The following is a 23,629-nucleotide window of genomic DNA, read 5'->3' on the forward strand; positions in this document are numbered from 1 at the left end:
TCAGATGCCGGCGATGCCGTCGAGCTTCTTGACCGTCGCCTCGAACTCCGCGACGAGATCGGCCATCACCTCGGCGACCGGCCGCACCTCGTTCATCCGGCCGACGATCTGACCGACGGGCATCGAGATCACGTCGGGGTCTCCGGAGGCGTTGATCCGGTTGTGGGCGTCGGCGACGAGCAGGTTCTGGAGGGGCATCGGCAACGGCGCCGGTGCGTCCTCATCGGCCCAGGCCTCGGTCCACTTGGTCTTGAGCAGCCGGGCCGGCTTGCCGGTGTAGATCCGGGTGCGGACGGTGTCGGAGGAAGTGGCCCGGAGGAAGGCCGTCTCCCAGCCCTGGTTGCCGGCGAGGTTGCGGTACTCCTCGGTGCCGAGCCAGATCGACCCGGTCCACACCCCCTGCGCGCCGAGCGCGAGGGAGGCCGCGATCTGGCGGCCGGAGCCGATGCCGCCGGCGCCCAGCACCGGCACGTCCTGGCCGACCGCGTCGACGATGTCGGGCGTGAGCACCATCGAGGCGATCTCGCCGGTGTGACCACCCGCCTCGTAGCCCTGCGCGACGATGATGTCGACGCCGTTGGCGACGTGGCTCACCGCGTGCTTGGGAGCACCCGCGAGCGCCGCGACCTTGAGGCCGGCTGCATGGCACTGCTCGATCACGTCGACCGGCGGGGTGCCGAGGGCGTTGGCGATGAGCACCGGCCGGTGCTGAAGTGCGACGTCGACGTGCGAACGCGCCATCGAGTGCAGCCAGCCGAGCACACCCTCGCGGCCCTCGCCCTCGGGGAGCGGCGGCACGCCCAGCTTGAGCAGCGTCTCGTCGACCCACTTCTTGTGGTCCTCGGGGATGTACGACGACAGGTCGGTCGACGTGCCCTCGGTGGGGATCTTCATCGGCATGACCACGTCGACGCCGTACGGCTTGCCGTCGGTGTTGTCGTCCATCCAGGTCAACGCCTTGTCGAGCTCCTCGGCGTCGTTGAACCGGACACAGCCGAGCACCCCGAGACCGCCGGCGCGCGAGACCGCGGCCGCGACGTGCTCGGACGGCGTGAACGCGAAGATCGGGTAATCGATGCCGAAGGCGTCGCAGAGGGCGGTGCGCATCAGGCGGACACTCCGTTCGAGGCGGTCTGGGCGGTGCCGGCGCTCTGGGCGCTCAGCGCCATCTCCTTGGCTGCCGGGTACTGCGCCTTGCCGGTCGCGTTGCGCGGGATCTCGTCGACGAGCGTCAGCACCCGCGGCAGCTTGTAGCCCGACAGGTGGGAGCGGAGGAAGCTGCGCAGCTCCTCGAGCTCGACCTTCTGGCCTTCCCGCGCCTGGACGACGGCGGCCACGGTCTGGCCGTACCTCTCGTCCGGCAGGCCGACCACGAGCACGTCGTAGACGGCCGGGTGCCCCTTGATCGCCATCTCGACCTCTTCGGGGTAGACCTTCTCGCCACCGGTGTTGACGCAGTTCGAGCCACGGCCGAGGAGCGTGATCCGGTTGCCCTCCTCGATCCGCGCGTAGTCGCCGGGCACGGAGAAGCGCACGCCGTCGATCTCGTAGAACGTGCGCTCCGACTTCTCGGGGTCCTTGTAGTAGCCGACCGGGACGTTGCCGGACCGCGCCGTGCGACCCACCTTGCCGACGTCGGCGACCGGGTCGAGGACGTGGCCCTCGTCGGAGATGACCGCGGTGTTCGGTCCGATCGACACCACCGGTCCGTCGGTCGACAGGGCGCTCGCGTCCTGCATGCCGGTGCCCTGGAAGCCGGTCTCGGACGAGCCGACCGAGTCGGTGAAGATCGCGTTGGGGAATCTGGCCATCCAGCGTTCCTTCACCGCCTTGCTGAAGACGGCGGCGCTGCTGGCGATGGCGAAGAGGGTCTGCCCGTTGAAGGGGTGATCGGTCTCCTGGCTGGCCTCGTAGGCCTCGATCAGCGGTCGCGCCATCGCGTCGCCGGTCATGAACATCATGTGGGCCTGCTCGCGGTCGACGATCTCCCACGTGCGCACCGGGTCGAACTTCGGCTCGAGGATGGTGAGCTGTCCGGAGAACAGGTGCATGAGCAGGCTGGCCTGGGCGCCGCCGTGCATGAGCGGGCTGAGCGGGAACGTGACGAGGCCGGGCTCGGCGGCCTTCTTGGACTGGTCGTGCTCGCTGAGCGGTTCGCCGGTCGTGAAGTCGATCCCACCACCGAGCACCCGCCAGAAGTCCTCGTGACGCCACATGACGCCCTTCGGATAACCGGTCGTGCCACCGGTGTAGATGATGTGGATGTCGTCCGCGCTGCGCTCGCCGAAGTCACGAGCGTCGCTCTGGTCCGCGACGGCGTCGGCGAGGGCGACCCCGCCATACCCAGCTATGACCGCGAAGTCGTCCTCAGACCCCGGCTCGATCGGGTCCGGCAGCACGACGAAGGTCTGCAGCAGCTGGTGCTTCGGGGACACCTCGGCCACCAGGTCGCTGTAGACCCGGTCGTGCACGAGTCCCTTGAGGTCGGCGTTGTCGAAGATGTAGTCGAGCTCGCCGGCGACGTAGCGGTAGTTCACGTTGATCGCCACCGCCCGCACCTTGAGGATCGCCAGCAGGGCGATCACGTGCTCGATGCTGTTCTTGGCGTAGAGACCGACGTGGTCGCCGGTGCCGATCCCGCGCGCGGCCAGGAAGTGCGCGAGCTTGTTGCTCTCGGACTCCAGCTCCGCATAGGTGATCGTGCGCTCACCCACCTTGACGGCGGGCCTGTCCGGCGAGGCGACGTCGACGGCGTGTTCGAAGAGGTCGGCGATGTTCAGAGCCACAGCCCGAGACTAGAACACGTTTCACTTTTTCGCTAGCGTGGTTCGTATGACGACCACGGATTCTCCGTCGCCCCAGCCCGAGTCACCGACCCCCAGCGAGGCCGGGGAACCGCACTGCCTGGTCGAGCTGGTCGACCACACCCTCGTGGTCACCATGAACCGGCCCGAGGTGCGCAACGCGCTCTCCGGCGAGATGCTCGCGATCATGGAGCAGGCCTGGGACCGGGTGAACTCCGACCCCGAGGTGCGGGTCTGCATCCTCACCGGCGCCGGCGGCGCGTTCTGCGCGGGTGCCGACCTCAAGTCGATGAACAAGCGGCCGCCGTCGGAGAGCTTCGAGTCCGGCGAGTACGACCCCTCGGTGATCAAGGGCCTGCTCAAGGGGTTCCGGCTCACCAAGCCGCTCATCGCCGCGGTCGAGGGTCCCGCCATCGCCGGCGGCACCGAGATCCTGCAGGGCACCGACATCCGGGTCGCCGGCGAGTCGGCGAAGTTCGGCGTCTCGGAGGCCCGATGGAGCCTCTACCCGATGGGCGGGTCCGCCGTCCGACTCCCCCGCCAGATCCCCTACACGGTGGCCGCCGAGCTGCTTCTGACCGGCCGGCACGTCAAGGCGCCCGAGGCCAAGGAACTGGGCCTGATCGGCCACGTCGTCCCCGACGGTCAGGCGCTCGCCAAGGCGCACGAGCTCGCCGACCTGATCTCGGCCAACGGTCCGCTGGCGGTCCAGGCCATCCTGAGGACGATGCGGGACTCCGAGGGCAAGCACGAGGACGACTGCTGGGCCGACGACGCTCGCGTCGGTGCCGCGGTGTTCGCGTCCGAGGACGCCAAGGAGGGCCCGCGCGCCTTCATGGAGAAGCGCAAGCCCGAGTTCAAGGGCCGCTAGGGCGGTACCTTTCGGTGCGTGGATCTTTCGGGCCTCGTCGGCTTCCTCTTCGGAGCGGTCTGCTGCATCGGCATCGCGGCGGTCGGCATCTACGGCGCGGTGCAGGCGCAGAAGCGGGCGGCCGAGCGCCGGGCCGCGCTGGCGGGCTACGCCAGCCACCGGGAGTGGGAGTACCGGCCGAGTGACGACTCGCTGGTCAGTCGGTTCACCGGTGCGCCGTTCGACCGTGGATACAGCCGTAGCGCGACCAACGTCTTCCTCGGCCGCCACGACGGCCGTCACTTCGTGGCGTTCGACTACGGGTACGTGACCAGCTCGGGCAGTGGCAACGACCGGAGAACGCAGCACCACCAGTACTCCGTCGTCGCACTGAGCCTCGGCCTGACCACCCCCGGCCTGGCCGTCGGTCCCACGGGCACGTTCGGCAGGCTGGTCAACGCCGTGACCGGACGCGACGTGCAGATCGGGAACCCGTTCTTCGACCAGGCCTTCACCGTCACCTCGCCGTCACCGCAGTTTGCGTTGGACGTTCTCCACCCGGACGTGGTGGACGTGCTGCTGCACCACCCCGAGATCGCCTGGCGCCTCGAGGGCGACTCGATGCTGGTCCTCCGCAGCGGCCAGCACACGCCCCAGGAGATCGAGGCCAAGCTCCACTTCATGGACGCCGTCCTCGACCGGATCCCGGAGCACGTGCGATCGCGGCTCCTCGGTGAGCCGCCGCGCTGACGCCGGACACCGCTAGCCGGTAGCAGTACCTGATCCGACACCCAGCGGTCGCGTTCCACTCACAGGAGCGCGGAAGCGACCTAGGTTGAGGAGACCGGCCATTCCTGGGGGATCGAGCCATGAAGCACACCCGGATCGCGTGCATGGGCCTTCTCCTGCTGCTGGCTGCCCTGGTACCGATCGAGACTCCGGCTGCGGGCGCCACGACGCCGCCGTCCGGGTTCCAGGCGACGGTCGTCGCGAACAACCAGATCTTCGCGCCGACGTTGATGTCGTTCACGCCCGAGGGCAGGATCGTCGTCGCGCAGCAGAACGGCAAGGTCAAGGTGTGGAGCGGCGGTGGGGTCAGCACGACGCCGTACCTCAGCCTGACCGTCGAGAGCTCGTCCGACCGCGGCATCCTGGGGATCGCCTACGACCCCAACTACGCGGCGAACCATTACGTCTATGTCTACTACCACCGGCCGACGCCGACGATCCACGGCGTGATCAGCCGCTTCGTCGTCCGGCCGGACGGACTGAGCGCGGACCCGGCAACCGAGACCGTGCTCTACGAGATGGACTCCCTCAATTTCACCGGGGTGCACACCGGCGGCTCGCTCAAGTTCGGGCCGGACGGCAAGCTCTACGTCTCCGTCGGTGACGATAGACGTGGAATCGACGTCTCCCACAGCCTGGCGTCCGACCTCGGCAAGGTCCTGCGCCTGAACAAGAACGGCTCGATCCCGGTCGACAACCCCTTCTACACCCAGGCTGCAGGCAAGTATCGATCGATCTACTCCAAGGGTCACCGCAACCCCTACACGTTCGACTTCGACCAGCGCGGTCACCTGATGCTGGCCGAGGTTGGCCTGTCCTCGTACGAGGAGATCAATGATGTCGTGGGCGGCCGGGACTACGGATGGCCGGACTACGAAGGCCCCGACGGCGGAGACGTCCGCTACGTGGACCCCGTGGGCGGCTACGCCCATGACCAAGCACCCGAGGACGGCGGGTGCGCCATCATCGGCGCGGCTGCGGTCGATCCGGCTACCTCTACGTTCCCCGCGTCGTACGACGGGGACTTCTTCTACGCCGACTACTGCAACGGCTGGATGAAGTCCTTCGACCCGGTCACCGGCACGAGTACCCCCTTCGCCACGGGGATCGTGAATCCGACCCACGTCGTCTTCGGGCCTGACGGCAACCTCTACTACCTGACGCGCAACTCCGGCACCGGGTCAGGGTGGATCACCCGGATCACCTACACCGGCAGCACCGCGCCCTCGATCTCGGCCCAGCCGCGCGACGCGACGGTCGGGGTCGGGCAGGCGGCGACATTCACCGTCGAGGCCCAAGGAGCCGCGCCTCTGAGCTACCAGTGGTTCCGCAACGGCACCGCCATCAGCGGAGCCACCAGTGCGAGCTACACGCTCACCAACGCTCAGCCGTCCGACAGTGGCGCATCCTTCAGGGTGAGCGTGGCAAACGCCTCGGGGAGCGTGACCAGCCAGCCGGCAACGCTCACGGTGGTGACCAACCAGGCCCCGAGCGCGACCATCACCTCCCCGGCGGCCACGCTGACGTACCTCGCCGGGCAGAAGATCGACTACTCCGCCACCGCGACAGATCCGGAGGACGGCACGCTGCCGGCGTCCGCCTTCGACTGGGAGATCATCTTCCACCACGACACCCATACCCACCCGTTCCTCGACCCTGCTCCGGGCTCTCGGTCCGGATCGTTCACCGTGCCCGACAGCGGCTTCGAGACCGCGGCCAACGTGTGGTTCGAGATGCGGCTTCAGGTGACCGACTCGGCGGGCCGGACGACGACGGTGAGCCGGAACGTCCACCCCCGCACCACCACGCTGTCGTTGCAGGCCAGCCCGGCCGACGCACGACCAGCACTCGACGGGACGCTGGTCTCCTCGAACCACAAGGTCCTCACGGTGCGCAACATGAGGCGCATCGTGAGTGCCCCCGGCCCGCAGGCGCTCATCGGCGGGAGCTGGCGGTTCGACACCTGGTCCGACAGGGGGCAGAACCAGCACGAGATCGTGCCCACGGCGGGGAACAACTGGTTCATGGCCGTGTTCCGGCTCGATGCCGGCAACGTCGGCACCGGCGTGGGTCTCACAGCGACGTACTACGACGACACCACCCTGACCCAGCCGGTGATCCAGCGGACCGATCCCGTGGTCCTGGCCAACGTTGCGGGGAACAGCAGCCCGGCACCGGGTGTCTCCCCGGGCACCTGGTCCGCGCGGTGGCAGGGCAGCGTCTCGGCCCAGTTCAGCGAGCTAACGACGTTCCGCGTGCTCGCTGACGACGGTGTGAGGCTGTGGATCGGCGGGAACCTTGTCATCGACGCCTGGACACCGGCGAGCAAGGCCACGCTCTACTCCTCCGCGCCGATCACCATGACGGCCGGCGCGCGGGTGCCGATCCGTCTCGAGCTGAGGCAGGGCTCCGGACGGAACGGCCAAGTGCGGTTGCTCTGGCAGAGCAAGTCGATGCCCCGCTCGATCATCCCCAGCACCCAGCTTTTCCCGACCGGGTAGCCGAGGCTCAGCCGACGGTCCGGCCCTGGCCCTCCCAGTACTGCGCTCGCAGCGCCTTCTTGTCCGGCTTGCCGAGCGCGGTGAGCGGCAGCGCGTCGGCCACGATCACGTCCTTGGGCACGTGCACCGAGCCCTTCCGTTCCTTGACCGACGCCCGGATCTCCTCGGTCATCCGCGCGATCGCGTCGTCGTCGCGCGGCGCGTCCGGGCGGAGTACGACGATCGCGGTGACCGCTTCGCCGAACTTCTCGTGCGGCGTCCCGATGACGCCGACCTGGGCCACCATCGGGTGCTCGGCGACGACGTCCTCGACCTCCCGCGGGAACACGTTGAAGCCGCCGGTCACGATCATGTCCTTGGTCCGGTCGACGATGTACCAGAAGCCGTCCTCGTCCTCCCGGGCGACGTCGCCGGTGTGCATCCAGCCGTCGCGGAAGGTCTCCGCCGTCTGTTCCGGCAGCTGCCAGTAGCCCCCGGCGAGCAGTGGGCCGGCCACGCAGATCTCCCCCGGCTCGCCCTGTGGCACCGGTTTCCCGTCCTCGCCGAGCAGCGCGGTGCGCAAGAACGCGGCCGGGCGGCCGCACGACGTCAGCCGCTTCTCGTACGGCTTGCCGTCGGCGTCGACGTGGTCGCCCTTGGGGAAGTACGTGATCACCATCGGCGCCTCGGACTGGCCGTAGTACTGGGCGAAGATCGGGCCGAATCGCTCGACCGCCTCCTTGAGCCGGACCGGGTTGATGGCCGACGCGCCGTAGTACACGGTCTCGAGCGAGGAAAGGTCGCGGGTCCGCGAGTCCGGGTGGTCCATCAGCGCGTAGAGCATGGTCGGCACGACCATCAGCGAGTTGATCCGCTTCTCCTCGATCGTCGCCAGCACCTCGGCCGGGTCGAAGCGGGCGGAGACGAAGAGGGTGCCGCCCTTGATCACGGTCGGCACGAAGAACGCGGCGCCCGCGTGCGACAGCGGCGTGCACATCAGGAACCGCGGGTTCTCGGGCCACTCCCACTCGGCGAGCTGGATCTGGCTCATCGTGTTCATCGCCTGCACGGTGCCGATGACGCCCTTCGGCTTGCCCGTCGTACCACCGGTGTAGACGAGGGAGACGATGTGGTCGGGCGGCAGGGTGCGCGCGTGGAGCGGCTGCGGGTCGAACGTCGCGGCGACGGCGGTCAGGTCCGAGCCCACCGCCGTCAGCGACTCGGGGACCGGCCCGATCGTCAGCACCTGCTTGAGCCCCGGGCACTTCTCGAGGAGCTCGACCGCGCGGTCGGCGAAGTAGGGGTCGATGATCAGGGTCGTGATGCCGGCGTCGTTGATCACGTAGGCGTGGTCATCGGCCGACCCGAGCGGGTGCAGGGACGTCCGCTGGTAGCCCTGGGTCTGACCCGCGCCGAGGATGAAGAGCACCTCGGGTCGGTTGAGGGCGAGCAGCGCGCCGGGCGCGCCGGTCCCGGCGCCGAGGGACTCGAAGGCCTGGACGTACTGGCTGATCCGCGCCGCGACCTCCCCACCGGTCAGGGTGACGTCACCGAGGTGGATCACCGGCCGGTCCTTGTGCCGTTTGAGGGCGGCGACCATCAGGTGGCCGTTGTGGGCGCCGATCCGCAGGCTGTCATCCATGGGCCCAGACTAGAACGTGTTCTAGATCGGGGACAAGATCCGCTTTCCGTCTCGTGACGGTCCGGGCGACGGTAGCGTCCCGGCATGGCCAAGCGTCCTCGCCAGCACGGATTCGCCGCCTTCGCTCCCGAGGACGTCGCCGACGCCCGGGCCGGACGACCTCCGGGCGACCTCAGGGAGTACGGCGCCTCACGCGGCCTCGCGTGGCTCGACCGGGCCCGCCCGCTCGGGTTCTCGGCCGGCTCGCCGGGGTTCGACGAGTACCGGTTCAGCGTGCTCCGCGGCGACCTGCCGGGAGGCCGTTACGGCGTACTGATGCACCAGCTGATGGAGATCCCCGTCACGAAGTCGCCGAACGTCAGCGGCAAGCTCTACGGCTCCGTCGTCAAGAGCGGCGGCAGCTGGTGGTCGTTCTCGCTGCCCAACCGCACCGACATCCCGATCGTCGGCGACTTCCTCGACCCGCCCACGGACCACAGCCCGCGCGAGCCGTTCGACACCAACGCCGTCTGGATCCCGACCACGGCCGTGGGGACCCACGTCCCGGAGAGCGTGCTGCCGCTCTTCCTCACCCGGCTCGACCGCCGCGACAAGCTGTCGCCGTACGACTTCGACCAGCGGCGCGACCTCGGCTCGGCGGGACTGCCGGACTGGCGACTGCGCACGCACGGAACCCCCGTGAGCGACGCGCTGTTGCACCGGCTCCTGACGCCGAGCGTCCGGGAGGTGCTCACCCGCCGTGCGAACGATCCCTACTTCGGTGTGCTGCTGTTGCGCGGCACCATGGTGGTGCGTCGCAACGGGTTCGTGCTTGACCCCGATGAGCTGGACCGGCTGGCGGCCGACATGTGCACGATCGCCGATGCCGTCCGCGACGCCTGCCTGCCGGAGCTGGCGCCTCGCCCGCTCACCGAGCCGCTGCCGTCACCGCGGTCCGAGCACCCCGAGGTCACCCCGGCCTGGCGGGACGGCTACATCCAGGTCGCCACCCGGCTCGGGCTGGCGATGGAGGACCCCGACGAGCTGCACCGCGCCTTCCCCGCGCTCCCGCTGCCCGGCCGCGTGGTCGCGGCGATGTACGGCGACCTCGGCGGTGGCGTCCAGGGACGCCTGGTCTACGCCGCCGAGATGAACCTCAGGGCGGCGGAGCGGGCCCGCGGGGCGGTCCTCCTCACCGCGCAGCCCGGGACACCGGACACGCCCCCTGCCGGCGAGCGTCAGGACGACCGGCTGCTCATCCACCACCAGCGCTCCGGCATGCACGTCCTGGTCAGCGCGCAGACGGCCGGGTTCTACCGCGAGGAGCAAGAGGGGCTGCTCGACCGGGCCCTGGCCTTCGCTCGCGAGCGCGGGCTGGTCCGGCGCTGAGTCGATAGCACGCGTTGCAGGTGTGGGGTGGTCACGAGGTCCTCACCCTCTAGGGACCAGTCACTCCGTCGACGCGATAGCCGCTGACTGCTCCTCGCCCGACTGTTGACGGCGCAGACGCGCCAGCGCGTCGCGGGCATACGACTTGACACTTCCCACCGAGATGCCGAGAGCAGCGGCCGTGTCGGCCTCGGTGAGGTCGTCGAGGTAGCGCAACACAAGAACCGCGCGCTGCTGCGGCGACAGCCTGCGCAGGTCCTCGAGCAGCGTGATCCGATCGGTGCTGTCATGATGCATCGTCTCCGGGACCGCGTCGGTGGTCACCTCTCGCCAACGACGACCGCGCCATCGACTCACCGACTCGCGCGCGAGCACCTTCCGGACGTACGGCTCTGGGTGGTCCTTGATTCGCCGCCACTTCGGCACCACCTTGATCAGCGCTGACTGGACGAGGTCCTCGGCGTCGTGAGGGTCGCCGGTGAGCAGATAGGCCGTCCGCAGCAGCGCGCCTCTGCGAGCGACAACGAACTCTTCGAAGTCGTCGTACCCGGTCATGACGCACCACCCTGTGCGTCGAGCGCTTCTGCGATCAGGTCGGTGGCGAACGCGACCCGGTGAGGCGCTCCTGCGGTCACGACCACGTGGCGCCGGGCCGGGTCCTCGAACGCAGGGTCGGCGCCCGCGATGTCCAGGGCGACGACCGCGCCGTTGGCGTACTTCGGGTCGTTCGCGTCACCAGAAGAGCTCTCGGGTTTCCAGTGGCCAAGCAGGATCTCGGAACCGACGACGCCCACGACGTCGCACAGCACCGGCACCTCGAACGGTGGTGCCTGCGGGTCTTCGGTCCCCGCCTCCTGGATGCGCTGCGTCTCACACAACCGTGGACCTTCCGGAAGTACCAGCAGGTCCTTCCCTCCGTAGGGCCATCCGTATCCGAGGTACGGCTGGCCGGGATACGCCCCGAGGTTGACCAGCTTCGGGGCCGTGCCCGGCTCCCACACCCATCCGTCTACGTCGGTTGCGCGCTCCACGCCGGTCTCTTGGCTGGCGGCCTCGCTCCGCACCGCGTGGCCGACGAGGTGGGTGGCATCGATCCAGAAGCCTCCGCCGCTGCGGATCTTGAACTCGAAGTCGGCCGAGTAGGTCCTCCCACTCACCAGGTCGTGGGCGACCAGCTCTCCCCCCGGGCGCTCATAGGCGATCGTGCGCCCGTCGGGTGACAGCGCGACGCCTGGGTCAGCAGCCGCGTACTGGACGTCGACGCGCAGGTCGATCGGGAGCGTCCCGAATGTCCCGGTCTCCGCGACGAGACCGACGACTTCCGGCTTGCCGCCGCCTGCGCGAGGGGTCACCCAGATCGCGGCCAGCGATCCGGGAGCGTCGCCGAGCTCAGGCAGTTCCCGCCCAATGGGGTATTCGATCGGCAGCGAGATGTCGACGGTCCCCGCCGGCTCAGGGTCGGAGCCATCGCGACCGCCGTCGGCCAGGCGTACACCGATGCCGGCGCCGACAGCGCCCACCACCAGCACGGTGGCAGCGACTGCCGCGGCCCGGAGACGTTGGGCACGCTTCCCACGCGCCCAGAGCTCGGCCGGGGGCGCACCTCCCGTCGGTGCCTCGTCCGCCAGCTCCGCCAATCGCTCATGCAGGGTGTCCATGGGTGCTCCATTCGAAAGCCTCACTCATCAACACGCGATGAGCGAGGCTTTTCGAGGGGTCCAACCCGGAACCGGCTGAAGACAGGGTCAACTCGTTAGACATCCGCTAACGCTGCGGTCCGTCGCTACCCATCGACCTCGACCGGCACCTGGAGCGGCGGTACTCCGCCGAGCCTGCGCTGGTAGCGCACATGGTCGCCGTGCACCTCGAGGGCGCGCCACAAGGTCTGGTGAGCCGCCCACGGCAGCGGCTCGGCGCCGTCGTACCAGCTCCCGCCGAAGCTGATCCACACCGGCGTCCACTCCGCGGCGACGTCCCAGGCACCGCGCTGGCGCATCACCAGGCTGCGCCGGAGCTGGAAGGCGGTCCGCTCGCCGTCGACGCAGATGGGAGCGGTGGCGACCGGCCACACCCGGAGGTCGAGCTCCATCAGCTCGAGCTCCAGGTCCGCGAGCGCGCGCGGGTCCACCAGGACCGTGGCGACGTTCTCGTGCGGCTCCCGCATGCCCGCACGGTAATACCTGGCGGGGACGTTCGTCAGGCGAGTAGCTCGGCTACCTGCCGGACCTCATCCGCACTGCGACAGCTGAGCAGCAGCGTGGTCACCCCGGTCTCCTCCCAGGCGGCGACCCGGTCCTTGACGTAGGCGGCGTCGCCGATGATGTGCATCTCCTCGACGAGCTCGTCAGGGATCAGGGCCGTCGCCTCCTCGCGCTTCTGGGAGAGGAACAGCTCCTGGACCTGGTCGGTGATGGTGGCGTACCCCATCCGCTCGAAGACGTTCTTGTGGAAGTTCTGGTCCTTCGCGCCCATACCGCCCATGTAGAGGGCGATCACCGGCTTGATCCCCTCGACGACCGCGCGGCGCTCGTCCTCGGTCTCGGTGATCTGGAGGTGGCACGTCGCGGCGATCTCGAAGTCGGCGCGAGTACGGCGTGCGCTCTGCCGCGCGAAGCCCTCGTCCAGCCACGGCTGGTACATCCCCGCGCTCTTCGGCGTGTAGAAGATCGGGATCCAGCCGTCGGCGATCTCGGCCGTCTGGGCGACGTTCTTGGGTCCCTCGGCGCCGAGCCAGATCGGGATGTCGGCCCGCAAGGGGTGGACGATCGGCTTGAGCGGCTTGCCGAGTCCCACCGACCCGGGTCCGTTGTAGGGCAGCGGGTAGTGCGGGCCGTCGTTGGTCACCGGACCCTCACGCGCGAGCACCTTGCGGATGATGTCGACGACCTCGCGGGTGCGGGCCAGCGGCTTGGCGAACGGCTGGCCGTACCAGCCCTCGACCACCTGCGGGCCACTCACGCCCATGCCGAGGACGACCCGCCCACCGGTGAGGTGGTCGAGCGTGAGCGCGTGCATCGCGATCGACGTCGGTGACCGTCCCGACATCTGCACGATCGACGTGCCCAGCCGGACCCGGGACGTCTCCCGTCCCCACCAGGCAAGCGGGGTGAACGCGTCGCTCCCCCATGCCTCGGCGGTGAAGATGGCGTCGAACCCCGCGTCCTCCGCGGCCGCCACCAGCTCCGCGACGCCCTGCGGGGGCTGCGCGCCCCAGTAGCCCAGCTGCAGTCCCAGCTTCATGAGACACAGCATGCCACCACTTGAAGGCGAAACTAGAACGTGTTTCACTTTCGCCCATGAGCCGGACCCTGCAGGCGCCTGTCACCGTCGCCTTCGACTACACCCGTTCCACCGGTCCCGTCATCGGCCGCTTCTTCTCCGGCCTCCGCGACGGCGTGGTCGTCGGCGGCCGGACATCCTCGGGCGAGGTGGTCGTGCCGCCTCTCGAGTTCGACCCGGGGACTCACGAGGCGACGACCGACTTCGTCGAGGTCTCCAGCGTCGGGACCGTGACGTCATGGACCTGGGTGCCCCAGCCGGTGAAGGCGCAGCCGTTCGACCATCCCTTCGCGTTCGCGCTCGTCACCCTGGACGGCGCCACTGCTCCATTGCTCCACGCACTGGACGTGGCCTCGCCGGAAGACGTGACCACCGGGATGCGCGTCCGGATCCGCTGGGCCGAGGAACGCACCGGCGCCATCACGGACATCGCTTGCTTCGAGCCGCTGGCACCGGGCGAGGCCGAGACTCCGAACGAGGTCGCCGCCAGCGCTCACGACGAGGCCGTCACCGGCGTCGTCGTACCGGTGTCGCTCGACTACAACTACGCGGCCTCCCCGGAGGAGTCCCTGTTCTACCGGGGCCTCAACGAGGGCCGGATCATGGGCCAGCGCTGCCCCACCTGCCAGAAGGTCTACATCCCGCCGCGCAGCGCCTGCCCCGCCGACGGCACTCCTACCGCGGAGGAGGTCGAGCTCTCGCAGACGGGCACGGTGACCACGTTCTGCATCGTCAACGTGCCGTTCCTGGGGCAGAAGATCACCCCGCCCTACGTCTCCGCCTACGTGCTCCTCGACGGCGCCGACATCGCCGTCCTGCACCTGATCCTCGGCGTCCCCGCCGAGGAGGTCCGGATGGGCATGCGCGTCAAGGCCGTCTGGAAACCGAAGGACGAGTGGACGTTCTCACTGGAGAACATCGACCACTTCGCGCCGACCGGCGATCCGGACGCCGACTTCGACACCTACAAGCACCACCTCTGAGGAGAGCGTTCAATGAGAGACGTCGCCGTCGTCGGGTTCGCCCAGCGACAGATGCCGGAGTTCGACGGGTCCCCGACCTGCGTCGAGCTCCTCGTCCCCCTCTTCAAGGAGTGCTACGAGCAGACCGGATGGACCCGGAAGGACGTCGGGTTCTGGTGCTCCGGCTCCTCGGACTACCTGGCCGGGCGCTCGTTCTCGTTCGTCCAGGCGGTCGACGCGATCGGCGTGATCCCGCCGGTCAACGAGTCGCACGTCGAGATGGACCTCGCCTGGGCGATGTACGAGGCGTGGATCAAGATCCAGACCGGCGAGGTCGACACGGCTCTCGTCTACGCCTTCGGTAAGAGCTCGGCCGGCGTGCTCCGTCGTACCCTCGCCCTCCAGCTGGAGCCCTACACGATGACGCCGCTGTGGCCCGACACCGTCTCCCTGGCGGGCCTGCAGGCCCGGACCGGCATCGACGCCGGGCTGTGGGACGAGCGCGCCATGGCGGAGGTCGCCAACCGGTCGCTGACCGACGCCGAGAAGAACGAGTACGCCGTCCGGAAGGGCGGGTCGTCTGTCGACGAGCTGCTCGGCCGGCCGATGTACGCCGACCCGCTCCGCAAGCACGACTGCGCGCCGGTCACCGACGGCGCGGCCGCCCTCGTGCTCGCCGCGGGCGACCGCGCCCGCGAGGTGCGGGACCGGCCCGCCTGGCTGACCGGCATCTCCCACTACGTCGACCCGATGGGGATGGGCGTTCGCGACCTGACCCGGTCGCCCTCCGCCCGACGCGCGGGCGCGGCGCTCGACCTGGACGGGGTGGAGGTGGCCGAGCTGCACGCGCCGTTCAGCCACCAGGAGCTGATCCTGCGCAGCGAGCTGGGTCTGGCCGACGACGTCGCGATCAACCCGTCGGGCGGGGCGCTCGCCAGCAACCCGATGTTCTCCGCCGGTGGGATCCGGGTGGGCGAGGCGGCCCAGCGGATCTGGTCCGGCGAGGCCGGCAAGGTGCTGGCACACGCCACCTCTGGCCCCGCGCTGCAGCAGAACCTCGTGTGCACACTCGCCGCGTCGACATCCGCTACCGAAGGAGCAGGGAACTGATGGGCAAGCAACCTGCCGCGATCATCGGCGTCGGCCAGACCCACCACCGCGCCAAGCGCGAGGACGTCTCGATGGCGGGCCTCTGCAGGGAGGCCATCGACCGGGCGCTCGCCGACGCGAACCTGTCGCTCGACGACATCGACGCGATCGTGGTCGGCAAGGCGCCCGACCTGTTCGAGGGCGTGATGATGCCGGAGCTGTTCCTGGCGGACGCACTCGGCGCGGCGGGCAAGCCGCTGCTGCGGGTGCACACCGCCGGCTCGGTGGGCGGGTCCACCGCGATCGTCGCCTCCTCCCTCGTGCAGGCCGGCGTCCATCGGCGGGTGCTGACCGTCGCCTACGAGAAGCAGTCGGAGTCCAACGCGATGTGGGCGCTGTCGGTGCCCCTGCCGTTCAACATGCCGGTGCACGCCGGGGCTGGCGGCTACTTCGCGCCGCACGTGCGCTCGTACATCCGGCGGTCACAGGCACCCACGCACGTGGGCGCGATCGTCGCGGCGAAGGACCGCAACAACGCGCTGAAGAACCCCTACGCGCACCTGCACAACGAAGGCACCACGGTCGAGTCGGTGCTGGCGTCGCAGATGCTCTGGGACCCGATCCGGTACGACGAGACCTGCCCGTCCAGCGACGGCGCGTGCGCCTTGGTGATCGTCGACGAGCAGACCGCCGCGTCCTCCCCGAACCCGGCCTGGATCCACGGCACGGTCATGCGCTCGGAGGCGACGACCGCGGCCGAGCGCGACCAGGTCAACCCGCAGGCCGGCCGCGATGCGGCCGCTGCGCTGTGGAAGCAGTCGGGCATCACCAACCCGCTCGAGGAGATCGACACTGCGGAGATCTATGTGCCGTTCTCGTGGTTCGAGCCGATGTGGCTGGAGAACCTCGGCTTCGCGGCCGAGGGCGACGGCTGGAAGCTCACGGAGGCCGGAGAGACCGCGATGGACGGCAAGATCCCGGTCAACTGCTCCGGCGGCGTGCTCTCCTCCAACCCGATCGGCGCGTCTGGCATGCTCCGCTTCGGCGAGGCCGCCCTCCAGGTCCGCGGCGCGGCCGGGGAGCATCAGGTCGACGGTGCCCGACGCGCGCTGGGCCATGCCTACGGCGGCGGGTCGCAGTTCTTCGCGATGTGGGTGGTCGGCTCCGAGAAGCCCTCGAACTGATGACGTCCGACGCCGACGGTGGCACCGAAGGCTTCGTCCTGGTCGACCGGCCGCGACCCGATGTCGCGGTCGTCACGCTCAACCGCACCGAGCGGATGAACTCCATGGCGTTCGACGTCATGGTCCCGTTCCGGGACGCGCTGCGGCAGCTGGGCGACGACAATGACGTGCGTGTCGTCATTCTCACCGGCGCCGGCCGGGCGTTCTGCTCGGGTGCCGACCAGAGCGGCGAGCGCGGCCGGATGCCCAACATCGACGGTCTGACCGGCGTGACCGTAGCCCTGCGCGCGATGGAGCTGCTGGACGACATCATCGTCACCCTGCGACGGCTCCACCAGCCGGTGATCGCCGCCGTCAACGGACCTGCCATCGGCGGCGGGCTGTGCCTCGCCCTGGCGTGCGACGTCCGGGTCGCGGCGGAGTCCGCGTTCTTCCGCGCCGCCGGGATCAACAACGGCCTCACCGCCAGCGAGCTCGGCCTCAGCTACCTGCTCCCGCGGGCCGTCGGCACGTCCCGAGCAGCGGAGATCATGCTGACCGGCCGGGACGTCGATGCGGTCGAGGCGGCGTCGATCGGTCTGGTGTCGCGTGTCGTCCCGGACGACCAGCTGCTCGACAGCTGCCTCGAGACCGCGGCCGACATCACCCGCTGGAGCCGGCCGGGCGTCGAGCTGACCAAGCGCACCCTCCAGGACAGCCTCGACGCCGCCAGCCTCGAGCAGCACATGCACGCCGAGGGCGCCGGGCAGCTGCTGGTGCGGCTGATGACGCAGAACTTCGAGGAGGCCGTCGCGGCCCGCAAGGAGAAGCGCGAGCCCAAGTTCCTGGATTGATCGCCACTTGCTGGTCGAACGTGTCGAGACCGTACCCTTGACCGCGTGATCGAGCTCCGCACCCCGACCCAGATCGAGCAGATGCGTCCTGCCGGGCGCTTCGTGGCCTCGGTCATCAGCGCCCTGGCCGAGAAGGCGGACGTCGGGGTCAACCTGCTGGAGCTCGACGAGCTGGCGCACCGGATGATCAAGGACGCCGGCGCCGAGTCCTGCTACATCGACTACCACCCGTCGTTCGGCGCGATGCCGTTCGGCAAGGTGCTCTGCACGTCGGTCAACGACGCCGTGCTGCACGGCCTGCCGTTCGACTACACGTTGAAGGACGGCGACCTGCTGTCGGTCGACTTCGCTGCCGCGGTCGACGGCTGGGTCTCCGACTCCGCGCTCTCCGTCGTCGTCGGTACGCCTCGCACCGAGGACGTCTGGCTGATCGACGTCGCCCAGCGGGCGCTCGACGCCGGCATCGCCGCCGCCCGGGCCGGCAACCGGCTCGGCGACATCTCGCACGCGATCGGCTCCGTCGCCCGCGCCGAAGGCCTCAAGGTCAACCTGCAGTTCGGCGGCCACGGCGTCGGCCGCACCATGCACGGCGACCCGCACGTGGCCAACGATGGTCAGGCCGGTCGCGGCCTCAAGCTCCGCCCCGGTCTGGTCATCGCGATCGAGCCGTGGTTCCTGCACACCACCGACGAGATCCGGTTCGACCCCGACGGCTGGACGATCCGCAGCGCCGACGGGTCCCGCGGCGCGCACGTCGAGCACACGGTCGCCCTCACCGAGGGCGACCCGATCGTGCTGACGGCGCGGGACTAGTCGAGTCCGACGACGAACCCGTAGATGCCGAACGCCACTCCGATGCCCACGATCAGCCAGAGGGAGATCCAGGCATACGTGTGCATCGTGTGCTGGTAGCTGTTCTCCGAATATCCCGAGAACCGCTCGGTGTCCGTGTCACTCATCGAAGCGCTCCTGAGGTGCTGGGCGATCTCTCGGCACAACCGTAGCGCCGCCAGCAGGCGTTGGCGCCCATCTGCGCCGGCGGACCCGAAGGTCTTCGCGTCCACACGATGCTGATCCTCGTCAGGCCGCTCCCGCGTCGATCGTTGCGCGATCGTGGCGGGGGAATCTCGCCGCTGCGGCGATGGCGCCCAGCGCGGCGATGGCAGCGAGGGCGACGAACGCGGCTCGGAACCCCTCGATGCCGGCCTGCGACGTGAGAACCGTTGCGACCACGGCCACGCCGATCGCCCCACCGATCTCGCGCGATGTCTCGACGAGCCCGGAAGCGAGGCCGGTCAGCCGTTCCTCGACACCGGCGAGTGCGGCAATCTGGATGGCCGGCGCCGCTGCCCCCACCGCGATCCCGGCGAGAAGGAATGCCGGTAGCAGGTCGGTCCAGTAGTCGGCATCCGCCGGGACGCGGGCCAGCAGCAGCATGGCGACCGCGAGCAGTCCCTGTCCACCGATCAGCAACGTCCTAGGACCGAGCACGGCGGCAAGCTTGCTCCCGGTGAGGCCAGCGGCGAAGAACGAGATGCCCGATGTGGCCACCCACGCGACGCCCGTCTTCGTTGCCGAGTAGCCCAGCACCTGCTGCATGAGCAACGTACCCACGAAGATCAGCGCGAAGAACGTGCTGAACGTGAAGAGGGCGCTCAGGTTGGCGGCTATGAGCGTTCGGTTGCGCACCGCGATGCCCGGGATGAGTGGCTCCCGCGAGGTCGACTCGATGGCGAGAAACGCGCCCATCAGCGCGGCCGCGCCGGCGAAAAGAGCAAGCGTCGACCACGCCACCCACCCGTCGTCCGGTCCTTGGCTCAGCGCATAGACGACCAGCAGAATGCTTCCAGTGAGCGTCACCGCGCCGGCGATGTCGAACGGTTCGCCGGAATCGTCGCGCGCCTCACCCCTGAGAAGCCGTGCCGTCATCGCGATCAGGACGATGCCGATCGGCACGTTCAGCAGGAAGATCGCCCGCCAACCCGGCCCGTCGGTCAGTAGCCCGCTGGCAATGACGCCGACCGTCGCCGAGATGCCCGCAACAGCGCCGAAGAGACCGAGGGCGCGATTTCGTGCAGCGCCTTCCTCGAACGTGATCGCGAGGATCGACAGGGCAGCCGGGGGGATCATCGCCGCACCGAATCCCTGGATCGCGCGGGCCGCGATCAGCAGCTCGGCGCTCTCCGCCAGTCCCGCCAGCAGTGACGCGGCGGTGAAGACCGCCAGGCCCGAGATCAGCACGCGCTTGCGCCCGAGCAGGTCGGCCAACCGGCCGCCGAGCAGCAGGAAGCCACCGAGCATCAACCCGTAGGCGATCACCACCCACTGCAGAGAGTCCTGGCTCATGGCGAGGTCGACCTGGATCGAGGGCAGCGCGACGTTCACGATCGCGATGTCCAGGACGACCATGAACTGCGCCGCGCACAGCAGCAGCAGTATCAACCCCGTCTTCGGAGGCGTGGTGGTCACGGTCGTCATGCGGCCACGACCTCGAAGGTCAGGTGGGGAAGGCTCCCCAGCAGCCGGCTGTCGGTGAGGCGGAAGGTCTTGCGGCTCGCCGTCTCGCCCCAGAGCGACGGCCCCGCGCCGACGACGAACGGGTGGATGGTCAGCCGGAGCTCGTCGACGAGGTCGTGGTCGAGGAGCAGCCTTACCAGCAAGGCGCTGGCGTAGACCACGATGTCGCCGTCCGTTTCGGTGCGCAGCTTGGCGACCTGCTCCACGACGTCACCGCTGAGAACCGTCGCGTTGCCCCACTGCGGCTCATCGAGCGTCGAGGAGACGACGTACTTCGGCATCGTGTTCAGGCGGTCTGCCCACTCGCCGGCGCGGTCCCGCCAGCGTGCGGCGAACCAAGCGTCGCTGCGACGACCCAAGAGCAGTGCCTCGGCTGCGACCGACTCGGCGAACTCGTGCTCGGTCCACCTCGCGCGGTCGGCCTGCGACATCTCGTTCACCCAGCCGCCGCGGCCGGTTCCCTCCACTCCGGACGGGTCTTCGACCACCCCGTCGAGGGAGATCTGTTCGCTGACCACGATCTTGCCCATGGCTATCGCCTTCCATCGTTGACTGTCATGGGGATAGACACCGGACCATTGGGAAAGCGGGCGTCGACCGAGCGCCCATTTCTCGGCTTGTGCGGTGTCAGTACCGGGAGAAGACGAGTCCGACGAAGAGGCACCCATGACGACTGCATTGCTGAACAGGGCGAAGGCCGGCGACGGCGCCGCCTTCCAGGAGCTGATCGACCCGTTCCGCCGCGAGTTGCACGTGCATTGCTACCGGATGCTCGGGTCGTACCAAGACGCCGAGGACGTGCTGCAGGAGACACTGCTTGCGGCATGGACCGGCTTGGCGCGGTTCGAGGGACGCTCGTCGCTGCGGACCTGGCTCTACCGGATAGCCACCAACTCATGCCTCAACGCCCGCCGGTCCGAGAGTCGGCGGCCACCGAAGGAGTGGGACGTGCCACACGTTCAACCGCCGGAGCCCACGCGGCTCGGGGAGGTCCCGTGGCTGGAGCCGTACCCGGATCTCGCTCTAGCCGGGCTGACGATCCCGCTCGGCCCTGAGGCCCGCTACGAGCAGTCCGAGTCGATGTCACTGGCGTTCGTCACCGCGGTGCAGGTGCTGCCGCCGCGGCAGGTAGCGGTGCTCGTCCTGCGCGACGTCCTCGGGTTCCCGGCCCAGGAGGTGGCCGAGATGCTCGAGACGACCGTCAGTGCCGCCAACAGTGCCCTCAAGCGGGCGCGAGCGACCTTGTACCAGCGTCGCGGCGACCCTCCCGCCGTGACGACGCCGGCGGAGCAGGACCTCATCGAGCGATTCGTGCGGGCGTACGGCTCGGCTGACATCGACGGACTCGTCGCACTCCTCACCGACGACATCTTCATCTCGATGCCGCCGCTGCCGTTCGAGTACGAGGGACTTGATGCCGTCGCCGGGTTCTTTGCCGCCGTCTTCGGCCGCGGTCGGACCGTCGACCTCGTTCCGACCAGCGCCAACGGCCAGCCGGCGTTCGGCGCCTACCTGCGCGGACCGGACGGGGTGAGCCACGGCAACGGGCTCATCGTGCTGACCTTGAGAGACACCAGGATCTGCGCCATGACCCGTTTCGAGAACGGCGTGCTGCCGCACTTCGGGTTGCCCCGCTCGCTGCGATCCGAGTAGGCGACGCGCGCAGCGTCGGCCGGGCGGGCGAGGTCGGCGCCGGCCTGAGCCGGTCGACCCGGATGTCGCCCACGTCGCAATCCGCTGGCGACAGCGGCACGGGCTCCCCGATGATGAGCACCATGGATGATCGGGCTCGGTTCCTCGCGGCGTACGACGACCAGCTGCGGGCCGACGCAGAGACGCCCAGCGCGATCGCGGTGACGGCTCACGGACCGCTGCGGATGGTGACGTTCGCAGGTGGTCGCGGCTTCGTCACCTACCGGGACCTCGACGGTGCCGACGCCGACGAGATCGGCCGACTCGTTGGCGCGGCGGTGGCGCACTACCAGGCGGATCCCGAGATCACCCGGGTGGAGTGGAAGACGCGGGGACACGACCACGCCCCCGGACTGCACGAGTGCCTCCTCGACCACGGGTTCGTCGCCGAGGAGACGGAGTCGATCATGATCGGTGAGGCGCGAGGCCTGGCGGTCGACGTGCCTCTGCCCGACAACGTGACGCTGCGGCAGGTCACCGCGGAGAGCGACGTCCGGGCGATGTGCGCGATGAGCGCGCAGGTGTTCGGCGATTCTCCGGCCGAGGAGGTGGCGATGGCTGACGCGTTGCTGAACCGGCTCTCCCTCGACGACGGCATGGAGCTGTGGGTCGCCGAGGTCCAGGGGCAGGTCGTCTCCGCGGGTCGGCTCGAACCGGTGCCGGGGACCGAGTTCGCCGGCATCTGGGGCGGATCGACCCTGGAGGGGTGGCGTCGTCGGGGGATCTATCGAGCTCTGACCGCTGCGCGGGCCCGATCGGCACTGCGTCAGGGAAAGACCCTGATCAACAGCGACTCCACCGAGTACTCCCGTCCGATCCTGGAACGGTACGGCCTTCTCAAGGTCTCCACCACCACGCCGTACCTGTGGAGCCGCTGAGATCGAGGTCTGCGCGTACGTCAGCCGTACCGGACCTGCAGCTCCTTGATGCCGTTGATCCAGCCGTGCCGCAGCCGCTTGGGTTCAGAGACCTTGGCGATGTCGGGCGCGTGGTCGGCGAGTGCGTCGAAGATCAGCCGGATCTCCTGGCGGGCGAGGTTGGCGCCGAGGCAGTAGTGGGCACCGTGGCCGCCGAACCCCACGTGCGGGTTGGGGTCGCGGGTGATGTCGAAGCGGAACGGGTCGTCGAAGACGTTCTCGTCGAAGTTCGCCGAGGCGTAGAAGATCCCGACCCGCTGTCCTTTATGAACCGGCACTCCCCCGACCTCGACGTCCTCGAGTGCGGTGCGCTGGAAGACCGTGACCGGCGTCGCCCACCGGACGACCTCGTCGATCATCGTGTCGGGACGCTCGCGCTTCCACAGCTCCCACTGGTCGGGGTTGTCGAAGAACGCGTTCATGCCGTGGGTGATCGCGTTCCGCGTGGTCTCGTTGCCGGCCACAGCGAGGATGATCACGAAGTAGCCGAACTCGTCGTCGGTGAGCCCTCGACCGTCCTTGTCGGCCTCCAGCAGCCGGGTCACGATGTCGTCACGCGGCGCGGCCTTGCGGTCGGCCGCCATCGCCATCGCATACATCAGCACCTCGGCCGCGGCCTCCTGGCCGTCTACCTCGGCGAAGTCGGGGTCCTCATTGGCCAGCATCTGGTTGGACCAGTGGAAGAGCTTCTTGCGGTCCTCCTGCGGTACGCCGAGCAGGTCGGCGATCGCCTGGAGCGGCAGCTCCGCGGCCACCTCCTCGACGAAGTCGCCCGAGCCCCGCTCGACCGCGTCGGCGACGATCCGCTGCGCCCGGTCCCTCATGATCTGCTCGAGCTGTGCGATCGATCGCGGCGTGAACGCACGCGACACGATGTGCCGCATGGCCGTGTGCTCGGGCGGGTCCTGGTTGAGGATCATCACTCGCTGCATCTCGACCATCTCGCGCTCCATCCCCTCGGGGAAGCGGATGATCGCGCCGTTCTCGGCGTTGGAGAAGCGCTTGCCGTCCTTGGAGACGGCGGCGACGTCGGCGTGACCGGTCACGGCCCAGTAGCCGGTGCCGGACTCCGGCGCGAACCCGTCGTACGAGCCTGGCTTCTGCTGCACCCAGCTGACCGGTGCCGTACGGCGGAGCTCGCGGAACCGGTCGTGCGGGACCGCCGACCAGTTGACGTCGGGGTCGGTGAAGTCGAAGTCGAAGTCCTGCTGGTCGGTGGTCAT

Annotated in this window: 22 protein-coding genes; 11 read left to right on the forward strand and 11 right to left on the reverse strand. The window is 69.2% G+C overall.

The genetic code is table 11. The annotated features are described in order from the left end of the window. Together SHK19_RS12230 and SHK19_RS12235 are read right to left on the reverse strand one after the other, a co-directional pair. On the reverse strand, window positions 1-1,107 hold the full coding sequence (locus SHK19_RS12230) for an NAD(P)H-dependent flavin oxidoreductase (RefSeq protein ID WP_322936369.1): 1,107 nt from the start codon (window positions 1,105-1,107) through the stop codon (window positions 1-3). Continuing rightward, window positions 1,107-2,786, reverse strand: a complete 1,680-nt coding sequence (locus SHK19_RS12235) for an acyl-CoA synthetase (RefSeq protein WP_322455240.1) — start codon at window positions 2,784-2,786, stop codon at window positions 1,107-1,109. The genes SHK19_RS12230 and SHK19_RS12235 overlap by 1 nt, the downstream gene beginning before the upstream one ends. Before the next feature lie 46 nt (window positions 2,787-2,832). On the opposite strand from SHK19_RS12235, the gene SHK19_RS12240 reads away from it, so the two are divergent. The 3 genes from SHK19_RS12240 to SHK19_RS12250 all read left to right on the forward strand — a co-directional run bounded on the left by SHK19_RS12240 (window position 2,833) and on the right by SHK19_RS12250 (window position 6,944). Next, entirely contained in the window at window positions 2,833-3,675 is an 843-nt protein-coding gene (locus tag SHK19_RS12240) for a crotonase/enoyl-CoA hydratase family protein (protein ID WP_322936370.1), read from the forward strand. A gap of 18 nt (window positions 3,676-3,693) precedes the next feature. Continuing rightward, complete coding sequence (locus SHK19_RS12245) at window positions 3,694-4,404, forward strand: type III secretion system chaperone family protein (protein ID WP_322455242.1); 711 nt, start codon at window positions 3,694-3,696, stop codon at window positions 4,402-4,404. 119 nt (window positions 4,405-4,523) lie between these two features. After that, window positions 4,524-6,944, forward strand: coding sequence for a PQQ-dependent sugar dehydrogenase (locus tag SHK19_RS12250; protein ID WP_322936371.1), 2,421 nt, complete (start codon window positions 4,524-4,526; stop codon window positions 6,942-6,944). A gap of 7 nt (window positions 6,945-6,951) precedes the next feature. Here SHK19_RS12250 and fadD8 read toward each other — a convergent pair whose 3' ends face one another. After that, window positions 6,952-8,565 carry a fatty-acid--CoA ligase FadD8 gene (fadD8, locus tag SHK19_RS12255; RefSeq protein ID WP_322455244.1) on the reverse strand — a complete coding sequence of 538 codons (1,614 nt, stop codon included), beginning with the start codon at window positions 8,563-8,565 and terminating at the stop codon, window positions 6,952-6,954. Window positions 8,566-8,649: 84 nt separating this feature from the next. On the opposite strand from fadD8, the gene SHK19_RS12260 reads away from it, so the two are divergent. After that, complete coding sequence (locus SHK19_RS12260; RefSeq protein WP_322936372.1) at window positions 8,650-9,933, forward strand: hypothetical protein; 1,284 nt, start codon at window positions 8,650-8,652, stop codon at window positions 9,931-9,933. Between the two features lie 60 nt (window positions 9,934-9,993). On the opposite strand, the gene SHK19_RS12265 is transcribed toward SHK19_RS12260, so the two are convergent. The 4 genes from SHK19_RS12265 to SHK19_RS12280 form a co-directional block, all read right to left on the reverse strand. Then, window positions 9,994-10,488, reverse strand: a complete 495-nt coding sequence (locus SHK19_RS12265) for a SigE family RNA polymerase sigma factor (protein ID WP_322455246.1) — start codon at window positions 10,486-10,488, stop codon at window positions 9,994-9,996. After that, window positions 10,485-11,591 (reverse strand): hypothetical protein, encoded by a 1,107-nt coding sequence (locus tag SHK19_RS12270; protein ID WP_322936373.1) that lies wholly within the window; start codon window positions 11,589-11,591, stop codon window positions 10,485-10,487. The genes SHK19_RS12265 and SHK19_RS12270 overlap by 4 nt, the downstream gene beginning before the upstream one ends. Before the next feature lie 125 nt (window positions 11,592-11,716). Next, window positions 11,717-12,097 carry a hypothetical protein gene (locus tag SHK19_RS12275; protein WP_322455248.1) on the reverse strand — a complete coding sequence of 127 codons (381 nt, stop codon included), beginning with the start codon at window positions 12,095-12,097 and terminating at the stop codon, window positions 11,717-11,719. Window positions 12,098-12,129: 32 nt separating this feature from the next. Further along, window positions 12,130-13,173, reverse strand: a complete 1,044-nt coding sequence (locus SHK19_RS12280) for an LLM class F420-dependent oxidoreductase (RefSeq protein WP_322936374.1) — start codon at window positions 13,171-13,173, stop codon at window positions 12,130-12,132. Between the two features lie 56 nt (window positions 13,174-13,229). Here SHK19_RS12280 and SHK19_RS12285 point away from each other — a divergent pair, with 56 nt between their 5' ends. Genes SHK19_RS12285 through map form a run of 5 tightly spaced genes read left to right on the forward strand, consistent with a single transcriptional unit; the run spans window position 13,230 to window position 18,093 of the window. Next, window positions 13,230-14,195 (forward strand): Zn-ribbon domain-containing OB-fold protein, encoded by a 966-nt coding sequence (locus SHK19_RS12285; protein WP_322455250.1) that lies wholly within the window; start codon window positions 13,230-13,232, stop codon window positions 14,193-14,195. 12 nt (window positions 14,196-14,207) lie between these two features. Continuing rightward, window positions 14,208-15,284 (forward strand): thiolase domain-containing protein, encoded by a 1,077-nt coding sequence (locus SHK19_RS12290; protein ID WP_322455251.1) that lies wholly within the window; start codon window positions 14,208-14,210, stop codon window positions 15,282-15,284. Next, entirely contained in the window at window positions 15,284-16,447 is a 1,164-nt protein-coding gene (locus tag SHK19_RS12295; protein ID WP_322455252.1) for a thiolase domain-containing protein, read from the forward strand. Before SHK19_RS12290 ends, SHK19_RS12295 begins: the two co-directional genes overlap by 1 nt. Further along, window positions 16,447-17,280, forward strand: coding sequence for an enoyl-CoA hydratase (locus tag SHK19_RS12300; protein ID WP_322936375.1), 834 nt, complete (start codon window positions 16,447-16,449; stop codon window positions 17,278-17,280). Before SHK19_RS12295 ends, SHK19_RS12300 begins: the two co-directional genes overlap by 1 nt. Window positions 17,281-17,325: 45 nt before the next feature. Continuing rightward, on the forward strand, window positions 17,326-18,093 hold the full coding sequence (gene map, locus SHK19_RS12305; protein ID WP_322455254.1) for a type I methionyl aminopeptidase: 768 nt from the start codon (window positions 17,326-17,328) through the stop codon (window positions 18,091-18,093). Here the strand turns inward: map and SHK19_RS12310 are convergent. From SHK19_RS12310 to SHK19_RS12320, 3 genes are all read right to left on the reverse strand, one after another. Next, window positions 18,090-18,239 (reverse strand): hypothetical protein, encoded by a 150-nt coding sequence (locus tag SHK19_RS12310; RefSeq protein ID WP_322455255.1) that lies wholly within the window; start codon window positions 18,237-18,239, stop codon window positions 18,090-18,092. The genes map and SHK19_RS12310 overlap by 4 nt on opposite strands. Window positions 18,240-18,360: 121 nt before the next feature. Continuing rightward, a complete protein-coding gene (locus SHK19_RS12315; RefSeq protein ID WP_405030425.1) occupies window positions 18,361-19,665 on the reverse strand; it encodes an MFS transporter in 1,305 nt (434 codons plus the stop codon). Window positions 19,666-19,754: 89 nt separating this feature from the next. Then, complete coding sequence (locus tag SHK19_RS12320; RefSeq protein ID WP_322455257.1) at window positions 19,755-20,327, reverse strand: dihydrofolate reductase family protein; 573 nt, start codon at window positions 20,325-20,327, stop codon at window positions 19,755-19,757. A 136-nt stretch (window positions 20,328-20,463) separates the two neighbouring features. Here SHK19_RS12320 and SHK19_RS12325 point away from each other — a divergent pair, with 136 nt between their 5' ends. Together SHK19_RS12325 and SHK19_RS12330 are read left to right on the forward strand one after the other, a co-directional pair. After that, a complete protein-coding gene (locus tag SHK19_RS12325) occupies window positions 20,464-21,450 on the forward strand; it encodes a sigma-70 family RNA polymerase sigma factor (RefSeq protein ID WP_322936377.1) in 987 nt (328 codons plus the stop codon). A gap of 122 nt (window positions 21,451-21,572) precedes the next feature. Further along, window positions 21,573-22,367: a GNAT family N-acetyltransferase gene (locus SHK19_RS12330; protein ID WP_322936378.1), complete on the forward strand. Its 795-nt coding sequence runs from the start codon at window positions 21,573-21,575 to the stop codon at window positions 22,365-22,367. A 20-nt stretch (window positions 22,368-22,387) separates the two neighbouring features. On the opposite strand, the gene SHK19_RS12335 is transcribed toward SHK19_RS12330, so the two are convergent. Then, window positions 22,388-23,629 (reverse strand): cytochrome P450, encoded by a 1,242-nt coding sequence (locus SHK19_RS12335; protein ID WP_322936379.1) that lies wholly within the window; start codon window positions 23,627-23,629, stop codon window positions 22,388-22,390.

Source organism: Nocardioides bizhenqiangii (assembly GCF_034661235.1).
GTDB classification, from domain to species: Bacteria; Actinomycetota; Actinomycetes; order Propionibacteriales; family Nocardioidaceae; genus Nocardioides; species Nocardioides bizhenqiangii.

Bases quoted from the DNA above. Each gene is read 5' to 3' on its own strand.
- SHK19_RS12230 (WP_322936369.1), bottom strand. From the start codon at position 1,107: ATGCGCACCGCCCTCTGCGACGCCTTCGGCATCGATTACCCGATCTTC.
- SHK19_RS12240 (WP_322936370.1), top strand. From the start codon at position 2,833: ATGACGACCACGGATTCTCCGTCGCCCCAGCCCGAGTCACCGACCCCC.
- SHK19_RS12250 (WP_322936371.1), top strand. From the start codon at position 4,524: ATGAAGCACACCCGGATCGCGTGCATGGGCCTTCTCCTGCTGCTGGCT.
- fadD8 (WP_322455244.1), bottom strand. From the start codon at position 8,565: ATGGATGACAGCCTGCGGATCGGCGCCCACAACGGCCACCTGATGGTC.
- SHK19_RS12260 (WP_322936372.1), top strand. From the start codon at position 8,650: ATGGCCAAGCGTCCTCGCCAGCACGGATTCGCCGCCTTCGCTCCCGAG.
- SHK19_RS12265 (WP_322455246.1), bottom strand. From the start codon at position 10,488: ATGACCGGGTACGACGACTTCGAAGAGTTCGTTGTCGCTCGCAGAGGC.
- SHK19_RS12270 (WP_322936373.1), bottom strand. From the start codon at position 11,591: ATGGACACCCTGCATGAGCGATTGGCGGAGCTGGCGGACGAGGCACCG.
- SHK19_RS12275 (WP_322455248.1), bottom strand. From the start codon at position 12,097: ATGCGGGAGCCGCACGAGAACGTCGCCACGGTCCTGGTGGACCCGCGC.
- SHK19_RS12280 (WP_322936374.1), bottom strand. From the start codon at position 13,173: ATGAAGCTGGGACTGCAGCTGGGCTACTGGGGCGCGCAGCCCCCGCAG.
- SHK19_RS12285 (WP_322455250.1), top strand. From the start codon at position 13,230: ATGAGCCGGACCCTGCAGGCGCCTGTCACCGTCGCCTTCGACTACACC.
- SHK19_RS12290 (WP_322455251.1), top strand. From the start codon at position 14,208: ATGAGAGACGTCGCCGTCGTCGGGTTCGCCCAGCGACAGATGCCGGAG.
- SHK19_RS12295 (WP_322455252.1), top strand. From the start codon at position 15,284: ATGGGCAAGCAACCTGCCGCGATCATCGGCGTCGGCCAGACCCACCAC.
- SHK19_RS12300 (WP_322936375.1), top strand. From the start codon at position 16,447: ATGACGTCCGACGCCGACGGTGGCACCGAAGGCTTCGTCCTGGTCGAC.
- SHK19_RS12310 (WP_322455255.1), bottom strand. From the start codon at position 18,239: ATGAGTGACACGGACACCGAGCGGTTCTCGGGATATTCGGAGAACAGC.
- SHK19_RS12320 (WP_322455257.1), bottom strand. From the start codon at position 20,327: ATGGGCAAGATCGTGGTCAGCGAACAGATCTCCCTCGACGGGGTGGTC.
- SHK19_RS12325 (WP_322936377.1), top strand. From the start codon at position 20,464: ATGACGACTGCATTGCTGAACAGGGCGAAGGCCGGCGACGGCGCCGCC.
- SHK19_RS12330 (WP_322936378.1), top strand. From the start codon at position 21,573: ATGGATGATCGGGCTCGGTTCCTCGCGGCGTACGACGACCAGCTGCGG.
- SHK19_RS12335 (WP_322936379.1), bottom strand. From the start codon at position 23,629: ATGACCACCGACCAGCAGGACTTCGACTTCGACTTCACCGACCCCGAC.